We start from the raw sequence: 23,320 nt of genomic DNA on the forward strand, positions 1-23,320 counted from the left end.
TCTCCTATAATCGCTCTGCTGCAAGAAAAGATTGAAGCTCTCTTTTCAGCAGGGGGTCCGGTACTTCCAGCAGTTCTGCACGGCCGATTCGCGGCAGAAGCACCATCTGTACCGTACCCCGATGAGATTTTTTGTCTTTTTTCATACGTGCAAGCAATCTTTCCGCTTCAAGGCCGGCCGGCAACGGCGGGTATCCGAGTTCGATCAGCCACGCATTCATTTCTTTTTCTTCTATTAAAGGTATTCCGTACACGGCAGCTCCTACTCTTAACGCAAAGCGCATGCCTGCTGCCACTGCATCACCGTGTGTCCACTTGCCGTACCCAAGTTCGGCTTCGATCGCATGGCCGAGTGTATGGCCGAAATTTAACAGTGCCCGTACACCGTTTTCCCGTTCATCCTGGCGCACGATGTCCGCTTTGATTTGGATGCCCGTTACGATCGCTTTCTGAAGAGTACCGGACCCCACCTCGGTTAGTGACCGTACTTCTTCATGCAATGCCCGGTAAAACACTTCATCCTTGATGAGCGCATGCTTGATCACTTCGGCGAATCCTGAGCGAATTTCATTTACAGGTAGTGTGCGCAGGCATTCGATGGGATAGATGACGGCTTCCGGATGGTGAAACGCTCCGATCATGTTTTTGCCGAGTTCATGGTTGATGCCTGTTTTGCCCCCTACCGCGCTGTCGTGGGCGAGAAGTGTTGTTGGCACCTGGATGAACCGGATGCCGCGCATATACGTGCTGGCAACGAATCCGGCTAGGTCGCCGATCATCCCGCCGCCGAGCGCGATGATGAGCGAGCGCCGGTCAAGTCCGCTTTCAAGCGCCTTCGTCTGGCAGGCGATATAGTTTGCAAACGATTTTTCCTGATCGCCGTGCGGTAGGATGTGTTCATGGACTGTCGTTTCACTGCTTAACAAAGCGGCTACTTTCCCTAAATAAAGCGGCGCCACATTATCGTCCGTGATGATCAGGATGCGTGTCACTGCCGGTGTTAGCTCTTGAATGAGTAACGGCAACTGCTGCAGTGCATTCTCACCGACGAAAACAGGGTAATGCTTGGATGGTGCAGCGACGGTCAGCTGCTCCATTTAAAACGTCCTCGTTTTTTCATTATGTCTGCGAATGTTTTCTTGTATTTCTTCCATATTGTCGCGCCCGAACTGGGATGTGATCGCTGCTGCCAGCTCCCATGCAACAACCGCTTCGGCTACTACACTCGCAGCTGGTACTGCACAGCTGTCAGAGCGTTCGATGCTTGCTGCAAATGGCTCTTTCGTTTCAATATCCACACTTTGCAGCGGCTTGTACAATGTTGGGATCGGCTTCATCACCCCTCGCACCACGATTGGCATGCCAGTCGTCATGCCGCCTTCAAATCCTCCGGCATTATTTGTTTTTCTTGTGTAGCCGTCTTCCTCGCTCCAAAGGATCTCATCGTGCACTTGGCTACCTGGTCTGCGCGCCGCCTCGAATCCGATGCCGATCTCCGCTCCTTTAAACGCGTTGATGCTCATGATCGCGGCTGCGATTTTCGCGTCGAGCTTCAAGTCATAATGCACATAGCTGCCAACACCGACCGGCATGCCTTCCACAATCACTTCTACGACGCCGCCGATCGAGTCGCCGTTTGCTTTGGCGTCATCGATCGCTTTCATCATGCGCTCACCTGCCGCCTCATCCAAGCAGCGGACCGGCGATGATTCGGTGATTTCTTTTAGCTGGTGAATGGAATGGAATGCCGTGTTCTCGGCCTTCACACCTCCGATTTCAAGCACGTGTCCAGCAACGGTGATGCCGAGCTCGGAAAGGAGTTTTTTCGCGACCGCTCCTGCCGCAACCCTTACTGTTGTCTCACGCGCCGATGAGCGCTCCAGTACGTTCCGCATATCGCGGTGCCCGTATTTGATCGCGCCGTTTAAATCAGCATGACCTGGGCGCGGCTTCGTCACTTTCCGCTTCACTTCTGCATCTTCATCCGGATCTAGCGGATCGGCTCCCATGATCTTAGTCCAATGGGCGAAATCCTTATTTTCTACCGCCAGCGCTATCGGTGAACCGAGCGTTAAACCGTGGCGTACTCCACTGGATATAATGGCTTCATCTTTTTCAATCTGCATTCTCCGTCCGCGTCCGTATCCCTTCTGGCGGCGGCTCAGTTCCTTGTTCACGTCTTCAGCGAGCAGTTCAAGCCCTGCAGGTACTCCTTCAATGATGGCTGTCAACTGCGGACCATGTGATTCTCCAGCTGTTAAATATCTCATATTTGTGTTCCCCCTTTTTGTTAATAACGGTAAGCGCATTGTGTGTAACGGAATGGCACTTTTCTTAATGAGAGGCTTCTCTTTTCGAAGAGATTGTTGCTCTAGATTTTTTTTATTAAAAACTTTGAACTGCTGAATTTTCTCAGTGCAGTAAATCATCCTTCTACACGCTAACTATGAGGATTGCATTTACTAAATCTTTTCACTTAATCGACTTTGAATGCTTCATTGATAAGTTGATCGCAGTGAAAGGTGCCGACTCCTCAAAAAAGAAGTTCACTTCTTCTTGCGTTTGATGTCTTGTTGCACAGCTTTCCTTATCCAGCGGATGAGTGAGAAGGTGAGACCTTTTAAAGGCGCGGAGCGACAAAAGGGCTCACCGCTCACCCCGCGGAAAGCGTGCACCTGTAACGGACATTAACCTGTTCTCGAATTCTAAAAGCAACATTGTTTACGAAAACAGCCTAATGAGAAAACAAAAAACGCCCCTGCAGCAATTGCAGGGACGAAATGTATTCGCGGTACCACCCATTTTGCGGAACAGACATAGCTCCGCCACTTTACATCAGATAACGGGAGGTCCCGGCTTTTTTTCAAAAAAGCGGCTCAAGGATTGTAATTCGAGTTCTTTATGTGCTGATTCCCACCGACCATCAGCTCTCTGTTTGCTACAGGGAAAGAAGCTCTACTGTTGTCCTGTCATTGCGTTTTCGTAATATGTTATATCAATTTTTAACACTTCAACGCGCGATTGTAAAGTGCTGGCTGTGATTTTTTTAAAAATTTACACAAACAGACAAATCGCTTCAATATATGGCAAACTGAAGCGATAAAAAAGTCTGAAATTAAGCCTTGACTGTTTCGCGAACACGCTTTAAAGTATTAAACAATATCTTTCCTGCAGGAAGAAGTTAAGCCGATAAATTCAGGTTCGCTGCTGGCGCCTGATCCTGAATTTAACGGTATTCAAAAAGAGATTAGGAGTGGAACACATGACTACAGAACTAGAACAGCTCAGGACTGAAATCGATGCAGTCAGCCTGAAAATCTTAGAATTGCTCAATGAGCGTGGTGAACTGGTGCAGCAGATTGGCAAATTAAAAGAAACGCAAGGTGTTAAGCGATTCGATCCCGTACGTGAACGGCAGCTGCTAGACTTGATCGCAGAGAACAATAAAGGGCCTTTTGAAACGTCAACGGTCCAGCATATTTTCAAGAAAATCTTCCAGGCGAGCCTGGAGCTTCAGGAAGATGACAACCGTAAAGCCCTTCTTGTGTCACGAAAGAAGAAACCTGAAGACACGATTGTTAACGTGAAGGGTGAACATATCGGTGACGGCCAGACCCATTTTGTAATGGGACCATGCGCCGTGGAAAGCTATGAGCAAGTCAGACAGGTTGCACAAGCCATCAGCCAGCAAGGGCTTACACTGTTACGCGGCGGAGCGTATAAGCCGCGCACTTCTCCATATGATTTCCAAGGCCTCGGATTTGAAGGATTGCAGATTCTGCGCAAAGTGGCAGATGAGTTTAACCTTGCTGTCATTAGTGAGATCCTGAACCCGAACGACCTTGAAACCGCTCTTGATTATGTTGACGTCATCCAGATTGGTGCACGCAACATGCAGAACTTTGATCTGTTGAAAGCGGCAGGTCAAGTGCGCAAGCCTGTCTTGTTAAAACGCGGCTTGTCTGCCACGATCGAGGAGTTCATGTATGCGGCAGAATACATCTTGGCGCAAGGAAACAGCGATATTATCCTTTGCGAGCGCGGCATCCGCACGTACGAGAAAGCAACACGCAACACGCTTGATATTTCCGCTGTTCCGATCTTGAAGAAGGAGACGCATCTGCCGGTAATGGTCGATGTCACTCATTCAACCGGCCGAAAAGATCTGCTGCTTCCATGTGCAAAAGCAGCCATTGCAATCGGTGCGGATGGCGTCATGGCAGAGGTTCATCCAGATCCTGCCGTCGCTTTGTCCGATTCGGCACAGCAGATGAACATTCCAGAGTTCAACGAGTTTATTACGGCTCTGAAAAAATCTGCAGCTCTTGTTTAATGTTTAAGAAATATAGCGAAGCTGGCACCCCGCCTTATATTCAGTCGGGCTGCCGGCTTTTTGCACGTATAAGTGAATAAAATACACTTCTGCCGCTCATGATGATACAGAAGGTCTGATTTTCTATAGAAAGCGGTGTTTGTATTGCAAAGCTTATTGATTAAAATCATCGGTATTCCCACTCTGCTCATCGTGGCCACATTTATGTTTAAAAGTGTTCACATCACTTCTCCATGGTCTTATGCGATTATTACCCTTGTACTTGCTCCTATTGGCGTGCTGATGGAATATATTTTCATCCCCCGCATCACGTACGGCAGGACGGTTGCGGCGGATTTCATCGTCACCTTCTTCCTCGTTCTTGGGTTATGTTTAGCGCTTCCTGGAGCAGAAGTAACCATTTGGGGAGCGTTCCTAGTAACGCTGCTGCTGACAGGTATGGAAGCACTCATCCATAAGCACCTGGTTGCTGATCATCGAGAGCATTCTTATCATTAAACACAGACAAAAGCCGCTGCCTTAGTGAAGGCAGCGGCTTTTGTCTGTGTCAGGTGGAAAATGGGCTGAAATTGTCCATATGGCGTACCGGACCCCTACTAGGTTAGCGGATTTGACCGGTCCCATGCATGAGGTATTTAACAGTGGTTAATGCCGGGAGACCCATCGGTCCGCGTGCGTGAAGCTTCTGTGTCGAAATGCCGATCTCCGCGCCAAAGCCAAGGGCGCTTCCGTCTGTGAAGCGTGTGCTTGCATTATGGTACAGAGCGGCTGCGTCGGCAAGTGCCATAAACTGCATTGCTGTTCGTTTGTTTTCTGTGATGATCGCTTCTGAGTGTTTCGTGCCGTAGCGTTCAATGTGCTCAAGCGCCTCTTTTAGCGTACACACCACTTTAACAGCGATATCCAAACTCAAGAATTCGTCGCTCCAATCCTGCTCGTTTGCCGGAATCACGTCAGGCAGATATACTGCTGCTTTTTCGTCGCCATGTACCGTGATGCTGTGTGCGGCGAAGGATTCGGCTAGCGCGCTGCTGTGTTTTTTCAGCCAGTTTTCATGGAGGATGACCGTCTCAGCAGCGTTACAAACCGCCGGCCGGTCTGTCTTGGCATTAACAATGATGTTCAACGCTTTCTCCACATCTGCTTCTTCATCAACGTAGATGTGGCAGTTGCCTGTCCCTGTTTCAAGTACTGGAACGGTGGCGTTGGAAACGACCGCAGAAATCAGCTTAGCGCCGCCACGCGGGATGAGCACATCGATGTGCTCTTTCATCGTGAACAGCTGCTGTGCGGCTGCACGGTCCGTGCTATCGATGAACTGAACGGCTTCAGCTGGTATTTTTGTTTTGCGCAATGCTTCATGCAAGACTTCAACAATCGCCCGATTAGAGCTGATCGATGACGAACCGCCTTTCAGCACGATGGCGTTCCCTGATTTTAATGCAAGTCCTGCCGCATCAGCTGTCACGTTTGGACGAGCTTCATAGATCATGCCGATTACTCCGAGCGGTACTCGGACTTGCTGTACTTGAAGGCCGTTCTCTAGCGTCCATTCGGACAGAATGTCGCCTGTCGGGTCCTCTAGCTCAGCAACGTCGCGCAATCCTTTCGCTAGTGCAAAAACGCGGCTTTCTGATAATGCGAGCCTGTCCATATACGCCTCGTCATACCCTTTTTCTTTCCCTTTTTGCAGATCCTCTTCGTTAGCTTCTATAATCCGCTCAACGTTTTTTTCAATATAATCCGCAAGTGTATTTAGTGCGTCGTTTTTGTCGGTTTCGCTTAAAAGACTTAATGTCTTCGCCGCTTTTTTTGCTGCTATTGCCTGCTGTTCAACGGATATCAATGTTTTCATAATGTTAGAACGCCTCCTAAAGTTTTTCCATACACTGGTTCTTTATCGGGCTTGCGTTTCTTGGCTTTATTACAGTGAGGCGGGTATGCAGAAATCGTAATAGCAGACGAACGCCTCACGGTTGATGATGGCTTTTTTCTTGCCGTCTGTTCCTTGTTGGAGCTGTTCTGTTGAATAATTCACGATGCCTACCCCGATATCTTCGCCTGAGTCATCCCCGATTTTCACGACCGCTCCATGTTCAAACTTTCCTTTCACTTCCTGCACATCACCGGTATACAGACTTTTGCTTCCTTCTAGCAAAGCTTCTTTCGCTTTTTGATGAATGATGATCTTGCCTTCCGGACCTGAATTGAACGCGATCCACTGGCGCTTTCGGTCTAGGTTGGCTGACTCGGGTTTGTTTTCAAAATACGTTCCGCGGGCTTTACCTTTTACTGCATCACTCAATATGCCCGGGACATCGGTCTTTCCTAGAAAGGTAGAGATTCCTGATGCCATCGAAATCTTGACCGCATCAATTTTTGACTTCATGCCGCCCGTTCCAACTGCACTGTCAGAGTCTTTGGCTGCCGCTTCAATCGACTGAGTGATTTCTGTAACGTGTTCGAGCATGACAGCATCCGGGTTGTGTGATGGATTGTCTGTATAAAGGCCATCGATGTCTGACAAAATAATGAGCTGGTGGGCATTGATGAGGGCGGCCACTTTGGCAGATAATGTGTCGTTGTCACCGAATTTCAAACGGTCCACCGTTACCGTGTCATTTTCATTTACGATAGGAACAATCCCGCGCTCAAGCAGCACGTTGATCGTATTGCTCATGTTGTAATAGCGGTTTTCGTTTGAAAAGTCAGTGCGCGTGATCAAAATCTGTGATGCGACATAGCCGTGAGATAAAAAAAGTTCAGAGTATGATTCCATGAGCAATCCTTGTCCGATAGATGCTGCTGCCTGTTTTTCAGGCAGGGAGCTTGGCCGTTCGATAAAGCCTAGCTTTCTGTAGCCTGCTGCCACCGCTCCTGAAGAAACGAGCACGACTTCCATGCCTTCATCCTTTAGCGACACAACCTGATCCACAAGCTTCTCCAGCTTTTTCCGGCTCACCTCACCATGCAGACTTGTCAGTGAGCTGCTGCCGATTTTGATGACAACCCGTTTTGGCTTTTTGCTGTGTACCATGTTATCCCTCCGTTTTTTATCAGGAAGTGACAAGCACGTTCTTCAGCTCATCACTGATTTCTTTCGATCGTTTTGATGCAGAGTTCACTGCTTGAGCAATCGCGTTTCCCCCGCCGTTATTTTTTAGCGCGGCTAGTCCCGCTGCAGTAGTACCGTTTGGAGATGTCACATTCTCTCTTAACGCTCCTGGTCCTTCTTCACTGTTCATGATCATTTTTGCTGCACCTAAAAGAGTCTGGGCGATAATCTTACGGACCAGTTCACTGTCCATCCCCTCTGCCGTGCCTGCCTCCTCCATATGTTCCATCAAATAATAGAAATAAGCAGGTCCGCTTCCGGCAATGCCTGTAAAAATATCCATTTGGTCTTCTTCTATAAGAAATACTTTTCCCATGCTTTCGAGAAGCTCTTTCACCTCAAGAACATCGTCCATTTTCGTATGCTTTCCAGCGGTCAATGCTGTTGCCGATTCTTCCACCATGCTTGAAGTGTTCGGCATGATTCGGATAACAGGCTGATTTGAAGGCAGATGCTCTTCCATAAACGTTGTCGAGATGCCCGCAAGCACTGAACCGACAACTTGATGCGGCTGCACTTTATCTTTTAAGTTCGATAACGATTCTGCGGCATCTTTTGGCTTCATAGCCAAAATAAACAGGTCAATCTCGCTGTAATTCAATTCTTCTAATGGAGATGTCTTAATGTTGTATGTGTTCTCCAAATACGTTCTTCTTTCACTGTTGTATTTATTGCATGCAATGATGTGCGCTGCTGGAACTTTATTAGAACGAAGTATTCCTGAAATCATGGCCTCTGCCATCGATCCTGCTCCAATAAAAGCGATGGTTTTATTCGTAATCATGTCATCCTCCTCATGGATTGTTTGTTCGCATATCCGTTCGGTTTTTTACACTTTTCCTATAGTAACATCCTGAGAGAGCATTTCAAGGGGATAAGGGACATTGGCATCGTATATGCCCAGAAAGTGAATGAAAACGGTATCATTATGCAACAGTTTATCGAGTTTGTATTAAATGTCCGTAAATCCGTCTTATATCCCCATAATCAAGGTTATTTGCCGAAGCCTTTTGGAAAAAAATTTAAATTGAAATGCATGTCAACTTTTGTTACATTATGTCTAAGATTGTAGAAATGTACATCTAGCACACACAAAAGAATTTATGGGGTGAAAACAGCATGAAACTCATCGAGACGATTATCGGTACAGCCAATACTTACTTATGGTCATATATTTTGATTGCTATGCTTATCGGTATCGGACTGTACTTCACGGTTCGTACAAAATTTGTGCAGTTCAGAATGGTCGGCGAAATGTTCAGGTTATTAGGGGAAGGAGCGACAGATAACAAAAAAGGGGTGTCCTCTTTTCAAGCTTTCTGCATTTCGACAGCATCACGTGTTGGTACGGGTAACCTAGCAGGTGTTGCAATCGCGATTACAACAGGGGGACCTGGAGCTGTCTTCTGGATGTGGCTTATTGCGCTCATCGGATCAGCTTCCGCTTTTGTTGAAAGCACACTGGCACAAATCTACAAAGTGAAGGACGGCGATACATTCCGCGGCGGACCTGCTTATTATATGGAGAAAGCATTAAACGCGCGCTGGATGGGCGTGACGTTTGCCGTATTGATTTCAATCACGTTCGGCTTGGCTTTTAACTCTGTGCAGGCTAACACGATTACTGGAGCGTTTAACTCTTCATTTGGTGTGGATAAGACGGTTATGGCCGTTATTTTGTCAGTGGTTACCGCCATCATTATTTTCGGCGGACTGAAGCGTGTGGCAAAGGTGTCCGAAATTATGGTGCCGGTTATGGCGGGTGCGTATATCCTTGTAGCGCTTTATATTATGGTGACTAACCTCACAGAAGTTCCAGCAGTATTCACTCTTATCTTCAAAAGTGCATTCGGCTTGGAAGAAGCAGCAGGCGGAGCGCTTGGTGCGGCCATGATGAACGGCATTAAACGTGGATTGTTCTCTAACGAAGCCGGTATGGGTAGCGCACCTAACGCAGCCGCGACAGCGGATGTAAGCCACCCTGTCAAACAAGGTTTGATTCAGGCACTTGGCGTGTTTGTCGATACTCTTGTCATTTGCAGCTCAACAGCGTTCATTATTCTCTTATCCGGGATGTACACTTCTAAGGAATCTGACGGCATCGTTCTTACTCAAAACGCTCTTGAAACCTCTATGGGTTCATGGGCCGGTATTTTCCTAAGTGTAATCGTTCTGCTGTTCGCGTTCAGTTCGATTGTGGGCAACTATTATTATGGTGAATCGAACATTGAGTTTATGAATTCTAAGAAAAAATATTTGAACATGTACCGTGTGCTGGTTGTGGCAATGGTCGCTTTCGGCTCACTTGCATCACTTGATTTTGTATGGAGCCTTGCTGACATGTTCATGGGACTGATGGCCATCATCAACTTGATCGCGATTGTCCTTCTTGGAAAAATTGCCTTCAATGCGCTTGCTGATTATCAAAAACAAAAGAGAGCTCGAAAAAACCCTGTATTCCGCCCTTCTGACATTGGAATTACGAATGCAGAAGCATGGGAAGCAAACCAAAATCAACACTAATAATAAAAAGCTGAGACCGGAATGTGCGACGGTTCTCAGCTTTTTTTCAATTCAAGAAGCCTATTGGGGGTCCGGTACGTTTATTCAGCATCGCCTTTGCTGCGGGACTTATCTGATGAAGTACCGGACCCCTCCATTTTGTCTTCTATGCTAGTCTTTCTTTTTTTCCAGTTTCTCGGGTTGGCGTATTTACGAACGGCTCGGGCAGCATCTTTACCGGCTAAAAGCGCACCGCCCCAGAAAAGCACTTCAGCGGCGATTGTCAGCGCAGCTGCCGCGCTTACTTTTTCAGAACCCGACAAAAATGTAAGAAACGGAACAAACGGAATGAAAAGCCATGGTACAAAGGAAAACACAACAAGGATGATGCCTATCTTTGTTTTGCTCATATATCCCCCTATATTCCTATTTTTGGCTTGTGTCACTGAACTGTAACAAAGAAATGGTATACTGAACAAACGCCGCATACTTGGAGGTTCAACAAAATGGCGATGTATTTAGTAGATCACTCAAAAAACATGGTGCACAGAACGGCATTCATTAAAACAGAATGCGATCATCAAGAAATCAGCAAAGAATCTGTAGAGCACCTTAACGATGCAAAATCTGTCGAGCTTTTATTGTCCAATAAACAATATGATTATTGCCAGCATTGCTCGCAAAACAATATATAGGTCGATGATATGATAAGCGGAGACAGCATGTCTCCGCTTATTTTTTGTAAGCATATCGTTGGACATCGTATTTTAAGATAACGATAATAAGAGTACGACAAAGAGAAGAAAGGATTTTATTCTTGAAATTAAGTATATTGGATCAATCACCTGTCTCTAATGGGATGAGTGCCACCCAGGCACTGCATAATACGATCACACTCGCCCAAGAAGCCGAAAAGCTCGGTTACTACCGCTTTTGGGTGTCAGAGCACCATAACAGCGACAGTCTGGCTGGCTCATCGCCAGAAGTACTCATCTCGGCGATCGCGGCGAAAACCGAAAATATCCGTGTGGGCTCTGGCGGTGTAATGCTGCCTCATTACAGTGCCTATAAAGTCGCAGAAAATTTCGCCGTCCTTCAATCGCTGTTTCCTGACCGCATCGATCTTGGCATCGGGCGGGCACCTGGCGGGATGCCGCTTGCGACCATGGCGCTGCAGGAGAACGCCAGCCGCGATATTCGTGACTATCCGAACCAGATTGATGATGTAGCAGATTACCTGCACGGACGCACTGAGCATCATCGCTTTCAAGGTTTGAAAGCCACACCGCAGCCTGAGACGTCGCCTGAACTATGGCTCCTCGGCTCAAGCGGTTCTAGCGCGAGTGTAGCGGCCGAAAAAGGCGCCGGCTTCTCTTTTGCGCATTTTATTAATCCGATCGGCGGGCCGCAGGTGATGAATACTTATCTTCAAGCGTTCACGCCTTCTCACATCAGCCAAAAACCGGCCAACAGTGTAGCTGTTTTTGCTGTTTGTGCCGAAACGGAGGAAGAAGCGGAGAGGCTCGCTTCAAGTCTTGATCTCTCCATTCTTCTCATTGAAACAGGCAAAAGCCGAAACGGTATTCCAAGCGTCGAGCAGGCGGAATCATTCCCGTATACACCGTTTGACCGGGAACACATCGCGAACAACCGCGGCCGGATTATCGTCGGCACACCCGCGAAAGTGAAAGCTCAGATTGAGCGCCTTGCGAGGGCATATCAGACTGACGAAGTCGTGATTGTCAGCATCATTCATGAATTTGAAGCCAAGCTGCAATCTTATAGGCTCATTGCAGACGCATTTCGAGGTGAATGATCGGAAAAAAGCAGGATCGCCATGATCCTGCTTTTTTAATTTTACTGTTACGACGTCTCCTCACTCGGCCTTAGGAGCAGCTGCTTATACTCGCGTTCGAGATCTTCGAGGGAGACTTCATACAGATGCCTTCCATCACTCGTTTTATAAATATTATGACCGAGCAAGCTGGTAATCAGCTTGTCTTTTTGATCGTCGTTCATATGTATCCGTCTCCCTCCTTTTAAACGTAAAAAAACGTCTCTCCTTTTTATAAAAGAAGAGACATTCGTTAGACTGTTCATACGTCCGCACACGCTCTTCTTATCTTTCCGACGCTGCTGTAAAGAGAATAGCGTCCGATGGATTTGGCACAGTACCGTTTAATTCCAGCCTGCTGCCGAGGGTTCAAAGGGCCAGATCCCTCCCCCTCTCATAATAAGAAAAAACATTATTCACTTATATTAAATGTAAGCGGTTTTCATGAGAAAGTCAAATGCCGGGGGCCGGTACGTTTCCATTGCATCCTTTGAGTTTCCTTGTATGAAGGAAATGCGTACCGGACCCCGGATTAACGTTAGCTCTATGCCATCACTTTCACTTTCTTTTCGATATGCACCTGATGAGGATAAGGGATTTCGATTTCCGCTTCATCAAGGGCTTCCTTAATGGCTTTTCTTAACTCTCTTTCTACGCCCCATTGCTCCATGTTTGTTGTCTTTGCCAGAATTCGTATGACAACTTCAGACGAGCCAAAGCTTTGAACACCTAACACGTTAGGTCCTTCAATGATGTTTTCATTCACTTCCTTCACGCTCTCACACGCCGAACGGATCACCGCTAAGGCTTCATCGATGCTTTCTTCATAGGCGATGCCGATGTCGACAAGCGCTTGCATGTTTCCTCGTGAATGATTGGCAACTGTACTGATCTCGCGGTTCGGCATATAAAAAAGGGTGCCGTCAAACGCTCTGACGTGAGTGGTTCGTAAACCGACTTCCTCCACGATGCCTGAAACACTGCCAATCGTGACAAAATCTCCAACGTCCATTTGTTTTTCCAGCAAAACAAAAAAGCCTGTTACGATATCACTGACAAGGCCCTGTGCACCAAATCCTATGGCGAGTCCAAGAATACCTGCACCAGCGATGAGTGTTTTAATATCCAGCCCGAACAATTCGAAAATAATTCCTGCAAATACAAAAATCAGGATATAAGAAAACAGGTTAAGTACAAGCTTTTGCAAGGTGACGACACGGTTTGTCGTCATTCTTTTATTTTTCGCTGCTTGATCGAACATACGGCTGATGACCGTTTTGCCGATTGTTTTAACGATAAAAAAGATGATGAGAATGATGCAAAGCTTTAAGAAGATCATCCAAGATTGCACCATCATTTCTCCCCAGTTTACTTTAAGCAGCCATTTTTCTATTTTTTCCATCATGCCCTCACTCCTATGCCGTTCTTTGCTGCGCTTTCCAAATTACATTATTCGTGCTCAAATCCTGTTTATGGCAAGCAAAAAGAAAAAATCCTGCAATGTAAGCAGGATTATTCTTCTTGTGCTTCTTTTGCCTGATAGTCGACCACACGCTCGAGCTTTTTACTGTCATTGTCTGCCTTCGCTTGCTGTTCATATCTTTTTATCGCAGCCCTAAGCTGTACAATTTTAATAAAGCCGAGCATACCGACCGATAATCCCCCAATCGCAGCAGAACCAAGGATAATAAGCACAAGCGGCCAACTCGCCTTGCCGAAAATATAATTGAATTCTACTGGATTGCCATTTACCACTGCAAATGCAGCAATCACCAGAGCAAACAATAGTCCTAACAGTAAGTAAGCCTGCATCTTCATTACATCACTCCCTCTAGTACAATGAGCACAAATATTGTTAATTGCACATTATATCAATCTTTTTTCAATTAAACATGTTACTCTAAATTAGATGAACAAAAATATTGACTATACTCAAATACTGGCGGTGTTGCCCTTTGAAATTATCCACCGAAAACTTGCATGCCCTTTCTTTTGCCGTAATTGAGCAAAAGCAAATCATTGCACAGCGAGTGACCACCCTTCAAGAGGATGACTATCCAACGGAGCTTCGTCATCTTGCCTCCTCATTGATTCCGATGAGAGAGGAACTGGTCGAGCTATACGGCAAAAGTCTGATTATGGAGGATGAAGAATGTTTCGCCGCTTTTGACAAGTGGGGCGAGCGTGTTGGACAAGCTTGCTTAAACGTAAGAATGCCTTTTGATGCCGCGTTAAAGGAAACGCGCCACTTTCGAAAAGAAATCATAGAAATTATCGCTTCAGAAGCAGAAGCACAAAATATAACACTAAAAAACTATAATGCCATAACAAGACGATTTCATGAAATTATGGACCATGCTGTCTTTTCGTTCAGCCTGGCGTTTATTTCTTACAGCGATCAGCTCAAGCGCAGTGCACAGCAATCACTGATTGAGTATTCTGTACCGATCGTCCAGGTTGGCCATGGTGTAGGCATACTGCCGTTAGTCGGTGATATTGATACAGAACGCGCTCGCATTTTGATGGAGAAAACCCCACAAGATTGTGTGAAGCTCTCATTGAACGAGCTGATCATCGACCTTTCCGGTGTTCCGATAGTAGATACGATGGTCGCTCAGCAGATCATCCGTCTCGGTGATGTGGTGAACCTGCTCGGTGTGAAGCCTAAGATTACAGGCATACGTCCTGAGATCGCCCAAACAATGGTTGCCTTGAACATTGATTTTTCCAAGTTTCCTTCATTCGCTTCCCTTCATTTCGCTCTAGAAGAGATCGGATTCTCAATTAACAACTAAAAGAAAAATCGCAAGCTCCTTTTACTATAGAAAGGAGCTTTTCTTTTGTTAAAGTATTCCTTTGGAAAGCTCCGTTCAAACCTACTCTACGAGACGATTGAGCTGGGAAGAAAGCTCATCTTTATCGAGCTCTTCTCCTATAATGACGATGCGAAGCGGCTTTTTCATGAATTCGGGTTCGTATTGAGGCAGTCCGTACGAATAGTGCATAAGTACAGTACCTGGCTTCTCCGAAAACTGCATGTAGCCTTTCATACGGTAGATGGTGTCGGGTGCTTCATTTCTCAGCCAATCCTCGAACCTCTCTTTTGACACGGGCCCTGAAAAGGTATGGATAAATGTCTTTACTTTTAGCTGCTCTCCGATACGGACAGTCTGATAATCCCCTTTTTCATGTGAAGACAGCGAGCGGATCAGGCTGTTATCCACTTTGGCATAATCGGTAAAAAGTGCTGTCACTTTGGGATTCAGCCTATTTTGATCTTCCAGCAATTGCTCTCGCTCGGCTTCCGTCACACTGCCCGTCTTGTTCCATAGCAGCAAATCTGCATGCTTAACCTGTTCTGTTAACAGCATTCTTGACTGAATGCTCATATTTTCCCGTTTCAGCCATCGTGGTGAATCGATGACAGATATAATCAGCGGATCTTTTATAAAAGGAAGAAGGTCTGGTGATAAACATGCATCGAGTATGTCTATCGGATGAGCCACACCGGTTGCTTCAATAATAATGGTCTCAGGTGCATGCTGCTGGCATAAAAGAAGAAGCTGACGTTCGAGCTGATCCTGCAGTGTGCAGCACACACATCCATTCAGCAGTTCAGACAGCGGTATATCCCCCGGCACTGCATCAGAATCAATGGATACAGAGCCAATCTCGTTCATTAGAACGGCAGGACGGGAGCCCTTCCTTCTCTCTTCTATTAAAAGCTGTTTCAACAGCGTTGTCTTTCCGCTTCCCAAAAATCCTGCCAAAATCAGTACCTTTGCTTTTTCCATACGATAACCCCTTCGCCGCATTCTCAAGTACTAGTAATCATACTAAATTAAACAGCGGTCCTCAAACATTAATAGCATGGAAGTTATAAGCAGAAACGATAGGCAGCACATTCGGCCAAAAATGATCGGAACAACTTGGGCGCTATCGGAATATGATAACTGTATGACTAGCATCTGCCGAGGTGAATGTATGCAAGACAGCGAATTTCAAAGAATTAAGAAGCATATGACAGAGAAAGAGCTTGAAGAATATATGCAGTGCACTTATCTTTTGCTAAGCACGGTAAACCGCTCCGAAATATTGCAGCATTATAAGCGGGCGCGAGAAATTTTAACAGCTGTCGTCGTGCGCTTGCAAGGACCAATTCACTAACAGCAGTAAAAGAGGGGTCCGGTACCTCGCTCTGCATCAAAACAGAGTGAAGGTACCGGACCCCGGTTCATTATTTTTGTTTTTTCTTCTTTTTTCCCCGGCGTGCCATTTCTTCGTAGATCCGCACGCACAAGGTGGCGAAGCTGATCAAAAGGGCAATAATTTTATACGCCAGAGAATCCATTATGCTGCCCCCTATCCGGTTACGAGCGCTGTCGCGCCAGAATCAGCTGCCGTATCGCAGGATAGCTTGCTCTGTGCATCAAGTACAAGCAGTCCGTTGCCTTCTGCACGTTTGGATAGTCCTACGCTCATCGTGTTTTTCACAAGCTGTGCATACATTTCAGCTTCTGATAGCCTCCTGCCAAACAAACGCTCTTCTCTTGCAACAAGAAGAGCGGCTGCTCCCGACACGTGCGGTGTGGCCATAGACGTTCCAGAAAGCTTGGCATATTTTCGTCCTGGATAAGTGGATAGGACGTCTACACCGGGGGCAACCAGGTCAATTTCATCGTTCGTGTTCGAAAAAGAGGCCAGTTTTCGCTGTGAGTCTACTGCACCCACTTGAACCACTTCTTTATAAGCCCCTGGATAAGCGTATTCATTCGTTGTGTCTTGGCTGTCGCCTTCGTTTCCAGCTGCACAGACGACCATCACATCCTTCGCCACCGCCTCTTGAATGGCATTGTGCAGTTCTTTTACATCAGATGGCCCGCCTAGTGACATCGAGATGACACGGACCTGCTCTCCAGCCGGTCCTCTCCAATCGACTGCAAATTTGATGGCGTCAATGATGCCTTGATACGTCCCTCCGCCATTTTTCCCAAGTACTCGGCAGATTAGCAGCTTCACGTTCGGCGCCACTCCAGCCACTCCCGCATAGTTGAGGGTCGCCGCAATCGTGCCCGCCACGTGAGTACCATGATAATGAGCATCTGAGTAATCGTCAGGCTTTCCGCTCACAAAATTCCGCCCGCCGATAACCCGGTTTTTCAGTTCAGGATGGTTTATGTCACAGCCCGTATCGAGCACGGCAACCACAACACCCTCTCCCATTTCGCCCTCTTTCCAAAAAGAAGGCGCATTGATCATGTCGATTCCGTATGGCACTTCCTCTCTCGCTGACTCCATGACCTCTTCCAAAACAAAAGGAATTAAACAAACTTCGCTCATCATTCGTTCCTCCTTTTTTTTCGATACGAGTCGCAAAGCCCGACATTGAGAATATCCTCCTTTCTTTTTTACTGCCGATAGTAAGAGAGCTCGTGCTAGTGTAGTCAGTGTAGCACCACGTTGTCTATATGGACAAGACCTAGTTGGAAAAATCATACATTCAGCACAGACAACCCGCGAAAGGTGTAGAATGTTTAAGGCTTTCCGCTTGTCATGAGGAATTCTTTACAGGCATAATTCCTCACAAAGCATTCTGCAACATTCGGGGTCCGGTACAGTGAACAAAAATTCGCGATAAAACCGCAGCTGTTCGCTGCTCCGTACCGTACCCCTCCCCCCTAGATAAATGTCATGCCTCGCACACAAACAAAAGAACGCAGGATGATTTCCTGCGTTCTTTGTCTTCTAATTGGATACTGGAACAGCGTTGAAGTATTCTTCTAGTGTGATGTTTCGCGAAGAAACGGCTACAGCTGTCTGTTTACCAACATAGCGGAGGTGCCATGGCTCGTATTTATAACCTGTAATCTTTTCTTTTCCCTCCGGATAACGGATGATAAATCCATAGTCAGCAGCATGCTTTTTTAACCACTTCGCTTCTTCTTTCTCACCAAAACAGTCTTGTGCAGGACAGCTTCCGTCACCGCCCGTCACATCAATCGCCAGCCCTGTCTCATGTTCGCTCGTACCCGGCACAGCACTATAAGTGCGGGCTTTTTCATAGCCGTCTTTATCCACATATCTTTGAAACAGTGCTTTTTGTGTCTCATGCGAGCGGTATGCAGACACTCCGAGCAGTGTCACACCCTCTTTTTTCGCATCACTGAACATTCTTTCTAATGCTTCAGCCGCTTCTTGGCGCATCATCGTTTTTTCTGCTTTTCCTTCAAAAATGAACGGTACATTCAAATACACAAGATTCGCCGGCTCATAGGATTCAGGCAGGCTATAAAATTTATTGATCAGCACATCAATAATATCAGGATTGGCTACCACTTGAATGGCACCATCCTTTGTTGAATTTTCTGTTTCCGGAGGCTTCCCTTCCTTACCGCCCGTTTGTCCTTCGCTGTCTGTCTTTGGAGGCTTAGCATCCTGCTGCGGTTCGGCAGGGTCATTTATCGGACCGTCGGGTTCTTTCTCTGGATCTGCAGGCATGGAACCATGCTGTTCCTGTTCTTTTTCTTTACTGACTTTCTTTTCGTTTTCTTTTTCCTGATGAGCATTTTTTTCATCATGTAAAAAAGGAATATCCATACTGCAGCCTGTCAGCAGAACGGCTGAAAATCCAATGAATGCAAGACTTTTCCACTTCATTTCTACCATCTTCTCTCCCTGTTCTAGATGTTCATTACGCCTAAAGTATTCGTCGAGATAAGCATAAATCATGTCGCTATCCGTATCATACCCACATCATAAAAAAATCTCAAATATTTTTGCATTCTAACAGATGGATTAAAGATGGGGTCCGGTACCTTTTTCTTGCAGCTCGCTGTCCATCGGCCGCTGCGAACAGGCGTACCGGACCCCACACCTTACACACACAAAGAAACTCCCAAGCCTACAATACGGCTTGGGAGTTTTTCGACAATTTTTAGTAGCGTACAGCGTTTGCTGCGTTTACACGGCCTTTGGAGAAATAAGTACCCGTTCCAGAGATTTGTGTTGCTGTGTTTTCAATCGCTGCACGGATATTCGATGCTGTTCGGCCTTGTGAAGCTAGAAGCCCAGCAACTCCAGCTACAAGTGGAGTTGCCATTGAAGTGCCCGACATGTAAGCATAAGACCCGCCTGGTACTGTGGAAAGAATGTCCACACCTGGTGCAGCCACGTCTACCCAAGAACCGTAGTTGGAGAATGAAGCCAAACGGTCTGCTGAATCAGTCGCAGCTACCGCGATTGTGTTAGAGTAATAAGCCGGATAGCTTGGAGCTGATGTACTTTCGTTCCCAGCTGCCGCTACGACTACAGCACCCTTGCTCACTGCATAGTTTACAGCGTTTTGAAGGGACGTTGATCCGCTAGGTCCGCCTAGTGAAAGCGAGATGACCTTCGCCCCGTTATCTGCAGCATGATAAATTCCATTCGCGATTCCAGATAACGAGCCGCTTCCGTTCGCATCAAGGACGCGGACTGCATAAATGCTTACGTTCGGAGCCATCCCCGCAATACCGCGCGAGTTGTTCGTTGCCGCAGCTGTAATCCCTGCACAATGTGTTCCATGGTCGTTCAGGTCCATCGGATCCCAATCGTTATCGATGTAATCGTAGCCTTTGATAACCTTTCCAGCTAGATCAGGATGATTGTAGTCTACCCCTGTGTCAAGGATGGCTACTTTTGTTGTGGACGAACCGCGTGTAATGTCCCAAGCACTTGGGGCACCTACTTTTTGCGGTGCATATTGATAGGATGCGTAGTATGTGTCATTCGGTGTCCAGTTAGCATGGTATGTATAGTTTGGCTCCACATACTCTACATCACTATTTTTTTTGTAGTCCGCGATTGCTCCTTCTACGTCACCATCAGTTACGGTGACAACTTCGAATTTTGCTCCATCTTGTTTTACTTTGCCATCTGCTTTGCTGTGGATGGCATTTTGCTCAGAGTTGGTTGTACCTGATTTAAATTTTACAATAATTTCTTGAGGGGCTACCTCTTTCTTCGTTTCCACCGGCTTGGCTGCTGCTGCTGGTGAAACAAGTGACACGACGAGCGGGAGAGCAGCGGTCACTGCTACAAAACGTTTTAACATGTTCATTCCTCCTTTGCTTGATAATTAACAATATAGACGGACTAGCGTGGAAAATAAAGATAAATTTTGTTATATTCTGAAAATTAATTACATCATCCTACACCGTAATACTTTTAACATAAAACATGACAAAAGACCTAAAAAAGTCTTAGGGAAACATACGTCATGCAGCCTACTCTATCTGACTGCTAAAGGCATAATGAAGAGAGAGCATTGTTACAAAAAAAAGTTTTTGCTAAGTCACATGCAATTTGCACAAATAAAAAACAGTTCATGAACACACCAGTCATGAACCGTTATCCGTCTATTAAGAGTTCAGCAGTTTAAATAATTCTGTCTGCGTAAAATATCCATAATTCGCACCAAATTCAATGATTACTTGAAGCATCAGCGCCTTAAGCTGAAATGAAGTGTAGGTCGGATAAGCTTGAAATACTTGAGCCGCGCATCCAGAAACAAGAGCAGCCGCGCCAGAAGTACTGGATAAATAAAGATAATTTGGGAAATTCGTGTATTGTCTAGCATAAACCGATCCTGCAGCCTTTGGACCAACAAGATTGCCCGGCACGAAAAAATCTGGTTTAAGCAAGCCGTCAATTGTCGGTCCTGTACTCGTAAGGAGAAGTCTTACATCATCAGCACGTGTCACCGTACGCCTATCATCTACAGCCCCGACGGTTACAACACGAGGATGGTGTCCAGGGGAAGTAATCCGTCCGCCAGGTCCAGTATTTCCGGCTGCACAAACAACAAAGATATTGGCCTGCATCGCCCGTTCAGCAGCTTGCGCTAATGGGTCAATCGTGTACGATTGAGACGGTGGAAATCCGAGTGACAGGTTCAAAATCCGTATATTGAAAGCACTTCGGTTCTGAATGACATAATCGATGCCCGCGATTACACGGGATATTGGGGCCTGACCATTTACATCGAGCACCTTTACGCCAACAAGCCTTGCCTGCGGTGCGGGTGCCGTATAAACCCCGCCAGACAATGCGCCATTTCCTGCGATGCATCCAGCAACATATGTGCCATGCCCGTTATCATCGTAAGGTGTTGTGCGGTTGCTGACAAAATCACGGAATCCGACAATCCGGTTTACGGGGGTGACCAGATCTTCATGAGGGGCAATTCCAGAATCCACAACAGCTACCGTAACGCCTGCGCCTGTCAGGCCGTATTGATTTCGTACAGCAAGTGCTCCGATGGCAGGAGTGGCAATATCAAGTTTTGCTTTAACAACCGCATCGGTGTGAATTCTAGACACTGCAGGATGCAGCAGCAGCTTTTCTATTTTGTTCGGCGTCAGTTTAGCACCAATATAATTCATTGACACAATATTGGCGGTCTCTTCTTCATGCGGAAGAAGTTCGGCCAAATCTTTCAATTTTTTTATACTTGTATTTTCATGAAGCTGAATGATCACAGGAAACGTTTTACTTTCATTGGCTGGCTCTTCCGAATAAAATCTGTCCAGCTTCTCTAAAAGTTCCTTATCCAATCTCTCAGCATACCTTTCATGCCATTTCATCTATATAGCTCCTTTCAGGAAAAGAGAAGGGGGAGGGTACGGTACTCTAAAAAGACAATAAATACAGTTTGTCCATTCCAAGTGGACACTTTCACAAAGAAATGGGGAATAATTTCTCCTTGCCATATCATATGACAAGCTATGAACAATGGTGTTATCTGCCGAAAGAATGGTTTGCTGACTACTAAGTAAAGCACGCCGGTGTGTTCTAAACAAATAACCCGTACAAAGGATTTCTCCACTGCCAGGCTGCATGTGTCTGATAATGTATGAATCTAAGAATGATTTAACTGCCAATCGCCTCCTCAATTCCCCTTACTATGATGTTTCAACAACTAGATGACCGATTACAAGCAAAATTAAATGGCCCCCGGTTAACCGAGGGCCGCTCTCTTTTCAATATGTTAGTAAATCAATCAAGCTCTCCCAATGGATCATCTGCTCGTGAAAGGTTGTCAATTCGCCGCCTGGCACGACTGACTGACGAGCAAAATAGGCAATCACGACAGCCGCAATAAAGGAATACGTGATATACTTCATCTTTTTCATACTAACCGCTCCAATCGGAAAAAGATGTGTTAAGTGTAACGCGGATTGCCGCTTCAGCCAATGGACATAAATATGATAATTCAATGATAACTGTCAGACAAATGTTTTCACTGCCCGCTTTGTATCATAACTCAAAATAGAGTACACTATGATAAGTGACAGAAACAGAAAGGATTTTTACTCCATGATTCAATTATTCAGCCACAATGACCTCGACGGAAAGTCGTGCGGTCTTCTCATCAAGCTCGCTTATGGCGAAAAGGTAATGCTTACGTACTGCACGCATGAGAACATTAACCCGCTGGTCGAACAGTTTTTGGATGACCCGCGCCAGAAAAAAAATGAAGTGTATATTACCGATATTGCCGTAAAAGACGAACTCGCAGCACGCCTGGACGAGCGCTACCAGAACGGCGGCAAGGTTCACCTGATCGACCACCACGCGACAGCCATGCATTTTAACGCGTATGAATGGGGCTCTGTCGTTCCGCGCTACGAAGATGGCCGTTTGACTGCAGCGACCTCCCTTCTTTATGACCATCTCGTCCAAAAAGGGCTTTTGAAAGACGGAGGTGCGTTAAAGGAATACGTGGAGCTCGTCCGCCTTTATGACACGTGGGAATGGTTCGGCAACAATGAAACAGCCAAAAGGCTGAACGACTTGTTCTTCCTTCTTCCTCAAGACAAGTTTGAAGAGCAAATGCTTCCACGATTAGAAGGTGATCACTTCTCATTCAGTGAAACAGAAGAGACCATTCTTAACATGGAAGAAGATAACCGCAAAGCGTATATCAATAAAAAACAGAAGCAGATGGTCGAGATTTGGGACACGTTCACTGACAAAGAAGGCCATAAGCATGATTATAAAATCGGTATCGTCCATGCCGAGCAGCATCAATCCGAGCTAGGTAATGAACTGAACCGTGAAAACCCGCACCTTGACTTGATCGTGATCCTCAATGCAGGCAACAAACGCATCGGCTACCGCACCATTCATGAGCATGTGGATGTATCACAGTATGCCAAGCAGTTCAATGGCGGCGGCCACCCAAAAGCATCAGGAAGCACGATGACACCTGACGCCTTCGAGAAGTTTGTCATCCCAGCATTTAAAGAACAGCCGCGCCGCCCAGACGTTCATAACAACGAAGAAAATGTAAAAGAAAATCCTAAAGGGACACGGTATGTCAACCATCAGCGCGAGGTGACTACCGTGTACCTGGAGGACAGCAAATGGAAACTTGAACACAAGAACAACATCGTTGAGAATAAAGAATTTGCTGATTTTACAGAAGCAGAAAACTATGTCAAGCGCCACTATAACAGCTGGCTCATTAAAGACGACGACCTCAGAAACTAAAGATA

22 protein-coding genes, 1 riboswitch and 1 other annotated feature are annotated in these 23,320 nt (G+C 46.3%); of the genes, 7 read left to right on the top strand and 15 right to left on the bottom strand.

Annotated features, from left to right (window positions below; all coding sequences use genetic code 11):
- Positions 1 to 4 precede the first annotated feature (4 nt).
- The gene (gene aroB, locus ACFQPF_RS16100; protein ID WP_379750814.1) at positions 5 to 1,096 is read right to left on the bottom strand and encodes a 3-dehydroquinate synthase; all 1,092 of its coding nucleotides are present in this window, start codon (positions 1,094 to 1,096) and stop codon (positions 5 to 7) included.
- Positions 1,097 to 2,269 carry a chorismate synthase gene (gene aroC, locus ACFQPF_RS16105; RefSeq protein WP_379750816.1) on the bottom strand — a complete coding sequence of 391 codons (1,173 nt, stop codon included), beginning with the start codon at positions 2,267 to 2,269 and terminating at the stop codon, positions 1,097 to 1,099. It lies immediately after the preceding gene.
- Positions 2,270 to 2,767: 498 nt separating this feature from the next.
- Positions 2,768 to 2,981 (bottom strand) — a binding site (T-box leader).
- Positions 2,982 to 3,261: 280 nt separating this feature from the next.
- Here aroC and ACFQPF_RS16110 point away from each other — a divergent pair.
- Both ACFQPF_RS16110 and ACFQPF_RS16115 read left to right on the top strand, forming a co-directional pair.
- The gene (locus ACFQPF_RS16110; protein ID WP_379750818.1) at positions 3,262 to 4,332 is read left to right on the top strand and encodes a bifunctional 3-deoxy-7-phosphoheptulonate synthase/chorismate mutase; all 1,071 of its coding nucleotides are present in this window, start codon (positions 3,262 to 3,264) and stop codon (positions 4,330 to 4,332) included.
- Positions 4,333 to 4,476: 144 nt separating this feature from the next.
- Complete coding sequence (locus ACFQPF_RS16115; RefSeq protein WP_379750820.1) at positions 4,477 to 4,830, top strand: DUF2512 family protein; 354 nt, start codon at positions 4,477 to 4,479, stop codon at positions 4,828 to 4,830.
- Positions 4,831 to 4,933: 103 nt separating this feature from the next.
- Here the strand turns inward: ACFQPF_RS16115 and ACFQPF_RS16120 are convergent, their stop codons facing one another.
- The 3 genes from ACFQPF_RS16120 to proC all read right to left on the bottom strand — a co-directional run bounded on the left by ACFQPF_RS16120 (position 4,934) and on the right by proC (position 8,231).
- Positions 4,934 to 6,187, bottom strand: a complete 1,254-nt coding sequence (locus ACFQPF_RS16120; protein ID WP_379750822.1) for a glutamate-5-semialdehyde dehydrogenase — start codon at positions 6,185 to 6,187, stop codon at positions 4,934 to 4,936.
- Between the two features lie 69 nt (positions 6,188 to 6,256).
- Positions 6,257 to 7,369, bottom strand: coding sequence for a glutamate 5-kinase (proB, locus tag ACFQPF_RS16125; protein WP_379750824.1), 1,113 nt, complete (start codon positions 7,367 to 7,369; stop codon positions 6,257 to 6,259).
- A gap of 19 nt (positions 7,370 to 7,388) precedes the next feature.
- Positions 7,389 to 8,231 (bottom strand): pyrroline-5-carboxylate reductase, encoded by an 843-nt coding sequence (gene proC / locus ACFQPF_RS16130; RefSeq protein ID WP_379750826.1) that lies wholly within the window; start codon positions 8,229 to 8,231, stop codon positions 7,389 to 7,391.
- 335 nt (positions 8,232 to 8,566) lie between these two features.
- On the opposite strand from proC, the gene ACFQPF_RS16135 reads away from it, so the two are divergent.
- The gene (locus ACFQPF_RS16135) at positions 8,567 to 9,970 is read left to right on the top strand and encodes an alanine/glycine:cation symporter family protein (protein ID WP_379750828.1); all 1,404 of its coding nucleotides are present in this window, start codon (positions 8,567 to 8,569) and stop codon (positions 9,968 to 9,970) included.
- Between the two features lie 80 nt (positions 9,971 to 10,050).
- Here the strand turns inward: ACFQPF_RS16135 and ACFQPF_RS16140 are convergent, their stop codons facing one another.
- Complete coding sequence (locus ACFQPF_RS16140) at positions 10,051 to 10,359, bottom strand: transporter suffix domain-containing protein (protein ID WP_379750830.1); 309 nt, start codon at positions 10,357 to 10,359, stop codon at positions 10,051 to 10,053.
- A gap of 96 nt (positions 10,360 to 10,455) precedes the next feature.
- Between ACFQPF_RS16140 and ACFQPF_RS16145 the strand changes: the two genes are divergently transcribed.
- The gene (locus ACFQPF_RS16145) at positions 10,456 to 10,644 is read left to right on the top strand and encodes a hypothetical protein (RefSeq protein WP_379750832.1); all 189 of its coding nucleotides are present in this window, start codon (positions 10,456 to 10,458) and stop codon (positions 10,642 to 10,644) included.
- A 122-nt stretch (positions 10,645 to 10,766) separates the two neighbouring features.
- On the top strand, positions 10,767 to 11,765 hold the full coding sequence (locus ACFQPF_RS16150; RefSeq protein WP_379750834.1) for an LLM class flavin-dependent oxidoreductase: 999 nt from the start codon (positions 10,767 to 10,769) through the stop codon (positions 11,763 to 11,765).
- Between the two features lie 47 nt (positions 11,766 to 11,812).
- Here ACFQPF_RS16150 and ACFQPF_RS16155 read toward each other — a convergent pair whose 3' ends face one another.
- From ACFQPF_RS16155 to ACFQPF_RS16165, 3 genes are all read right to left on the bottom strand, one after another.
- Complete coding sequence (locus ACFQPF_RS16155) at positions 11,813 to 11,968, bottom strand: Fur-regulated basic protein FbpA (protein ID WP_379750836.1); 156 nt, start codon at positions 11,966 to 11,968, stop codon at positions 11,813 to 11,815.
- Positions 11,969 to 12,065: 97 nt separating this feature from the next.
- A riboswitch (SAM riboswitch) is annotated at positions 12,066 to 12,189 on the bottom strand.
- A gap of 138 nt (positions 12,190 to 12,327) precedes the next feature.
- Positions 12,328 to 13,188 carry a mechanosensitive ion channel family protein gene (locus ACFQPF_RS16160; RefSeq protein ID WP_379750838.1) on the bottom strand — a complete coding sequence of 287 codons (861 nt, stop codon included), beginning with the start codon at positions 13,186 to 13,188 and terminating at the stop codon, positions 12,328 to 12,330.
- A gap of 107 nt (positions 13,189 to 13,295) precedes the next feature.
- A complete protein-coding gene (locus ACFQPF_RS16165) occupies positions 13,296 to 13,601 on the bottom strand; it encodes a LapA family protein (protein ID WP_379750840.1) in 306 nt (101 codons plus the stop codon).
- 137 nt (positions 13,602 to 13,738) lie between these two features.
- On the opposite strand from ACFQPF_RS16165, the gene ACFQPF_RS16170 reads away from it, so the two are divergent.
- Entirely contained in the window at positions 13,739 to 14,578 is an 840-nt protein-coding gene (locus ACFQPF_RS16170; protein WP_379750842.1) for an STAS domain-containing protein, read from the top strand.
- An 81-nt stretch (positions 14,579 to 14,659) separates the two neighbouring features.
- On the opposite strand, the gene ACFQPF_RS16175 is transcribed toward ACFQPF_RS16170, so the two are convergent.
- The 6 genes from ACFQPF_RS16175 to ACFQPF_RS16200 all read right to left on the bottom strand — a co-directional run bounded on the left by ACFQPF_RS16175 (position 14,660) and on the right by ACFQPF_RS16200 (position 21,955).
- Positions 14,660 to 15,577, bottom strand: coding sequence for a CobW family GTP-binding protein (locus ACFQPF_RS16175; RefSeq protein ID WP_379750844.1), 918 nt, complete (start codon positions 15,575 to 15,577; stop codon positions 14,660 to 14,662).
- Positions 15,578 to 16,145: 568 nt separating this feature from the next.
- Complete coding sequence (locus tag ACFQPF_RS16180) at positions 16,146 to 17,123, bottom strand: S8 family peptidase (RefSeq protein ID WP_379750938.1); 978 nt, start codon at positions 17,121 to 17,123, stop codon at positions 16,146 to 16,148.
- A gap of 405 nt (positions 17,124 to 17,528) precedes the next feature.
- Complete coding sequence (locus ACFQPF_RS16185; protein WP_379750846.1) at positions 17,529 to 18,440, bottom strand: M15 family metallopeptidase; 912 nt, start codon at positions 18,438 to 18,440, stop codon at positions 17,529 to 17,531.
- Positions 18,441 to 18,717: 277 nt separating this feature from the next.
- Positions 18,718 to 19,875, bottom strand: a complete 1,158-nt coding sequence (locus ACFQPF_RS16190) for a S8 family peptidase (protein WP_379750848.1) — start codon at positions 19,873 to 19,875, stop codon at positions 18,718 to 18,720.
- Positions 19,876 to 20,182: 307 nt separating this feature from the next.
- On the bottom strand, positions 20,183 to 21,406 hold the full coding sequence (locus tag ACFQPF_RS16195) for a S8 family peptidase (RefSeq protein ID WP_379750850.1): 1,224 nt from the start codon (positions 21,404 to 21,406) through the stop codon (positions 20,183 to 20,185).
- Between the two features lie 396 nt (positions 21,407 to 21,802).
- Positions 21,803 to 21,955, bottom strand: a complete 153-nt coding sequence (locus tag ACFQPF_RS16200) for a hypothetical protein (RefSeq protein ID WP_379750852.1) — start codon at positions 21,953 to 21,955, stop codon at positions 21,803 to 21,805.
- 184 nt (positions 21,956 to 22,139) lie between these two features.
- Here ACFQPF_RS16200 and ACFQPF_RS16205 point away from each other — a divergent pair, with 184 nt between their 5' ends.
- Positions 22,140 to 23,315, top strand: a complete 1,176-nt coding sequence (locus ACFQPF_RS16205; protein WP_379750854.1) for a DHH family phosphoesterase — start codon at positions 22,140 to 22,142, stop codon at positions 23,313 to 23,315.
- The last annotated feature ends 5 nt before the right edge of the window (positions 23,316 to 23,320 follow it).

This window comes from Fictibacillus iocasae (genome assembly GCF_042665465.1).
Lineage (GTDB): Bacteria > Bacillota > Bacilli > Bacillales > Fictibacillaceae > Fictibacillus > Fictibacillus iocasae.

What these genes read in the sequence shown, in the direction of transcription:
- ACFQPF_RS16120 (WP_379750822.1), bottom strand. Translation starts at nt 6,187, where the DNA reads ATGAAAACATTGATATCCGTTGAACAGCAGGCAATAGCAGCAAAAAAA.
- ACFQPF_RS16155 (WP_379750836.1), bottom strand. Translation starts at nt 11,968, where the DNA reads ATGAACGACGATCAAAAAGACAAGCTGATTACCAGCTTGCTCGGTCAT.
- ACFQPF_RS16140 (WP_379750830.1), bottom strand. Translation starts at nt 10,359, where the DNA reads ATGAGCAAAACAAAGATAGGCATCATCCTTGTTGTGTTTTCCTTTGTA.
- ACFQPF_RS16110 (WP_379750818.1), top strand. Translation starts at nt 3,262, where the DNA reads ATGACTACAGAACTAGAACAGCTCAGGACTGAAATCGATGCAGTCAGC.
- ACFQPF_RS16165 (WP_379750840.1), bottom strand. Translation starts at nt 13,601, where the DNA reads ATGAAGATGCAGGCTTACTTACTGTTAGGACTATTGTTTGCTCTGGTG.
- ACFQPF_RS16205 (WP_379750854.1), top strand. Translation starts at nt 22,140, where the DNA reads ATGATTCAATTATTCAGCCACAATGACCTCGACGGAAAGTCGTGCGGT.
- ACFQPF_RS16200 (WP_379750852.1), bottom strand. Translation starts at nt 21,955, where the DNA reads ATGAAAAAGATGAAGTATATCACGTATTCCTTTATTGCGGCTGTCGTG.
- ACFQPF_RS16145 (WP_379750832.1), top strand. Translation starts at nt 10,456, where the DNA reads ATGGCGATGTATTTAGTAGATCACTCAAAAAACATGGTGCACAGAACG.
- ACFQPF_RS16160 (WP_379750838.1), bottom strand. Translation starts at nt 13,188, where the DNA reads ATGATGGAAAAAATAGAAAAATGGCTGCTTAAAGTAAACTGGGGAGAA.
- proC (WP_379750826.1), bottom strand. Translation starts at nt 8,231, where the DNA reads ATGATTACGAATAAAACCATCGCTTTTATTGGAGCAGGATCGATGGCA.
- ACFQPF_RS16180 (WP_379750938.1), bottom strand. Translation starts at nt 17,123, where the DNA reads ATGAGCGAAGTTTGTTTAATTCCTTTTGTTTTGGAAGAGGTCATGGAG.
- ACFQPF_RS16175 (WP_379750844.1), bottom strand. Translation starts at nt 15,577, where the DNA reads ATGGAAAAAGCAAAGGTACTGATTTTGGCAGGATTTTTGGGAAGCGGA.
- aroC (WP_379750816.1), bottom strand. Translation starts at nt 2,269, where the DNA reads ATGAGATATTTAACAGCTGGAGAATCACATGGTCCGCAGTTGACAGCC.
- ACFQPF_RS16195 (WP_379750850.1), bottom strand. Translation starts at nt 21,406, where the DNA reads ATGAAATGGCATGAAAGGTATGCTGAGAGATTGGATAAGGAACTTTTA.
- ACFQPF_RS16135 (WP_379750828.1), top strand. Translation starts at nt 8,567, where the DNA reads ATGAAACTCATCGAGACGATTATCGGTACAGCCAATACTTACTTATGG.
- ACFQPF_RS16190 (WP_379750848.1), bottom strand. Translation starts at nt 19,875, where the DNA reads ATGTTAAAACGTTTTGTAGCAGTGACCGCTGCTCTCCCGCTCGTCGTG.
- ACFQPF_RS16185 (WP_379750846.1), bottom strand. Translation starts at nt 18,440, where the DNA reads ATGAAGTGGAAAAGTCTTGCATTCATTGGATTTTCAGCCGTTCTGCTG.
- aroB (WP_379750814.1), bottom strand. Translation starts at nt 1,096, where the DNA reads ATGGAGCAGCTGACCGTCGCTGCACCATCCAAGCATTACCCTGTTTTC.
- proB (WP_379750824.1), bottom strand. Translation starts at nt 7,369, where the DNA reads ATGGTACACAGCAAAAAGCCAAAACGGGTTGTCATCAAAATCGGCAGC.